General features: G+C 58.6%; 2 protein-coding genes and 2 pseudogenes. 1 reads left to right on the forward strand and 3 read right to left on the reverse strand.

The window, feature by feature from the left end; genetic code table 11:
- Positions 1-217: pseudogene (locus ACT6VE_RS34580) on the reverse strand (hypothetical protein); the annotation flags it as partial.
- Between the two features lie 461 nt (positions 218-678).
- Here ACT6VE_RS34580 and mauJ point away from each other — a divergent pair.
- On the forward strand, positions 679-1,485 hold the full coding sequence (gene mauJ, locus ACT6VE_RS34585; protein ID WP_444802630.1) for a methylamine utilization protein MauJ: 807 nt from the start codon (positions 679-681) through the stop codon (positions 1,483-1,485).
- A gap of 349 nt (positions 1,486-1,834) precedes the next feature.
- Here the strand turns inward: mauJ and ACT6VE_RS34590 are convergent, their stop codons facing one another.
- On the reverse strand, positions 1,835-2,404 hold the full coding sequence (locus ACT6VE_RS34590) for a hypothetical protein (RefSeq protein ID WP_444610330.1): 570 nt from the start codon (positions 2,402-2,404) through the stop codon (positions 1,835-1,837).
- Between the two features lie 9 nt (positions 2,405-2,413).
- Positions 2,414-3,074: pseudogene (locus ACT6VE_RS34595) on the reverse strand (hypothetical protein); the annotation flags it as partial.

A 3,074-nucleotide genomic window follows, 5' to 3' on the forward strand; every position in this document is an offset into this window, starting at 1 on the left:
TGGGTTTGAAGGTGTCTGGTTGCGGCGCGTACCACCAGCAAGCCTCGACCTGCTCTATCGGCGCGAGGGTTCCCATCAAATGCTCGAGCAGCATGCGCGAAGCCGCGGCAAACAGGTTCAATCGAAGCGGATTCTCGCGATCCGCCAAAACACGGCCTGCGCCGCGGATTACCCGCAGCGAGAAGTCGTCGACCGCCAAGTCTTCCATCTTCTCCATGATAGTTTCGGGACTGTCGGGCGTCACTTGGCCACTATACCCGATGTGCCTAGTTTAGGCGAGCAATTCGACGCTGGCCATCGTACCTTCCGCTCGGATCCGCCACAAGATGTTTTGTATAGCACGCAGTTAATCCCACGATCTCGCCGAGCCGATCGGGGCTATGATCGAAACTCGCGCGGCATTTCGCGTAAGCGGATCAGCCTAATTGCCGAAGGCGCGCCGCTGCACAAAAAGCTGTGTCGGCCAGCAAGTGACATTATTTCTTAAGGAGTGACGAAATCAAACCTCCCATTCGAAAAGAGCTAACTCCCGGCCCTCGGTTGACGGTGGCCTCTGGAGCACTGGGCGCTCCGGGAGCCCCCATTCACCTCATTGCCCTCGCTATCATGCCGAATGAACGCCGGAGTGATGTGGCCAGGTTGCAAGATAACAGGAAGCGCCCTTTCCGTGTCGATACGATGCTGGTCAAAAGCATTGGTTTCCTCGATAACTTCAATGGCGATTTCACGGTGTCGGATGGCGGCTCGCACGTTAATGTTCCGGCTGGGACGGCGGTCCTTCGCATAGCGACGGAGGCGGGCATGTTTGAGATTCATCCCAATGCAAGCGGTGAGATGGCGCTGGTTTCGATGCGCATCGATGCCTGCGATGCGATTGAAGCGCGAAATCTAGTCCAGAACGCGACTGCTCCTGTACTCGACCATATTTCTTTTATGGGAGGGACGCCGATCATCACCGGCCTAACCCGCATCTACGATGACACCAATCAGGCCTCAACGCTCGATCTGATCGCACCCGAACAAGCTGTAACCCTCAATCCTGGCAACGGCACCCTTTTTGCCGACCTCGCGCCAATCTATGCCCTTTATCGAGAGTTCAAGAACACCGTTAGCCCCTTCTATCGGCTGCTGTGCGCCTATAAGATCTTGGAAGGGATCTACGGCGTGTTGCGGAAGAGCGCGCGCAAGCGCGCTACAGAGAAAGGCATCCGGTTAATCATACCAAAGGAAGTCGTACCCGATCATCCTGACATTGCTAAAGATCTAAGACATTTGGTGGGCAAGCCGATCAAAACGGTTTGCGATAATGTCCTGCAGAAGCGGTACCGCGATGCGGCAGCGCACTTCCTAGTGCAGGAGACCCAAGTGCTGCGGGTCAGCTCTGCGGAGGAACGCGCTAAGTTCGCCGATATGGCTTTCTTGTGTGACCTCTGCGCTCAAATTGTAATTCATAATCACGAGGCGGCACTCAGGCACCTTAAGTAGGCTTCGAATTCGGACCCAGACCAGAGTTCCTTTGGCAAGTAACGGCTTCGCCGCAGAGTTTCGCCATTTGCCCGCGGAGGCGAGCGGAAGCCTGAGGCGGGGATTGATCGGGCGGTTAACCGGCTTGCTTTCAAATGACGCTGTTTGTCCGTTCGGCGCAAAGCGTTAAAAACCCCTCGAACGACCGTCTGCGGCAAGAGCCGTCATTCATCTGCATATGCCAGGATCACGGCTTAGTCGCAATCCGCGAGCGTACGGTGGACTGGTCGCTTCACTTCGGGAAGGTTAGCTTCCGCGGACCTGGCCGGGCATGCTTGATGACCGAAAACAGGGAGCAACGCTGCCCCGCCTATTCCGCTTTGTCGGCAAAATGCTCTACACAACCGTCGTCCTCACACCCCAACGTTCTCTCCGCCATCCACTGAGGCACGCCCCAGCTTTCAGGCAGCGATCGTGCAATGGCACCTGGCAGCACAGACCAGAGCAAGATCCCCGCGACAAAACCACCGGCAACCGCCCCGACAAGCCGCCGGTGCTGATCCTGCGTGGCACGAGCCCTGAGGACTATTCCGTCCACCTGCCCCAGTGCGCGGACAAGTGCGTTTCGTGCTTCGCTCAATGACTTCTTTTCCTCGGCACGAGCTTCGACCGCCAACCGCTGCAGTTCATCTGTCATCGCTGCCGGGCTCAGCTTCATTGCCGGTCGGTTACCGATGGCGGTCAGTTGCCGGTCTATGCCGCTCAACCGTGCATCCATGTCAGACAGCGTGTCGGTGTAATCCGGCATGTTGCCGCGCTCGGCAGCGAGGCCTTCGATCGCTGCTTGCAGCAGCGATATGCGCCTGCCAAGCTGGTCAAAGGCCATCGCAGCGTCGTCTGCTGTTTCATGATCTAGGATATGTGGAACGAGGTCGGGCATGGCGCGACGCTACATCCCCATGCCCAGCCCACGCGAGAGGCCGAGCGATTTCTGGAGGTCCTGAGACAGCGGTTTCGTGCTCATGGCGTCCAGCCCCAATTGCGGACGGCGATTGGCCAGCAGCGACTCAAGCTGCGGATCGCGCTCCAGCCCCTTTGCCATGTCGACCAGAGAGGCCCGGACCTTGTTCGAGGCAGCGGCATTCGATCCTTTCCTGAGCTTTTCGTAGCACGCTGATTCACGTTGCCATGAGTCGACGAACGCATCGGCACGCCGTTCATTCTGAGCCGCAATGCGCTGCTCCCTGATGCGCATATTCGCCTGCCGCTCCATCGCGCTGATTGCGCCAGCCGTGCGGCCCTGCGCTGCGTCAGCGATGAGGGATCGATCCGCGTTCATAGCTTTGCGCATATCTTCGGCGCTGCCAGAGCGGACAGTGTCGAGTTCCTTTTTCGCGTTGTCGAACGCCTTGCGCTGATGGACCAGGGGCTCGAAGCCCTGTTCCCTCATGCGGACGATCTCCTGCGCCGCCTTGCCGTAGCGCGTGACGGCTCGCTCCAGTAGCGTAGGCGCGGCAGGTTCGGATACCGCAGATGCATTGAGCCTGAGCCCTGAGAACATATTGCGGCGCGGCTGTTGCTGAACCTGAGGGGTTGCCACCGCCCTGCCC

Source organism: Shinella sp., assembly GCF_052438155.1.
Lineage (GTDB): Bacteria > Pseudomonadota > Alphaproteobacteria > Rhizobiales > Rhizobiaceae > Shinella.

Bases quoted from the DNA above. Each gene is read 5' to 3' on its own strand.
- ACT6VE_RS34590 (WP_444610330.1), bottom strand. From the start codon at position 2,404: ATGCCCGACCTCGTTCCACATATCCTAGATCATGAAACAGCAGACGAC.
- mauJ (WP_444802630.1), top strand. From the start codon at position 679: ATGCTGGTCAAAAGCATTGGTTTCCTCGATAACTTCAATGGCGATTTC.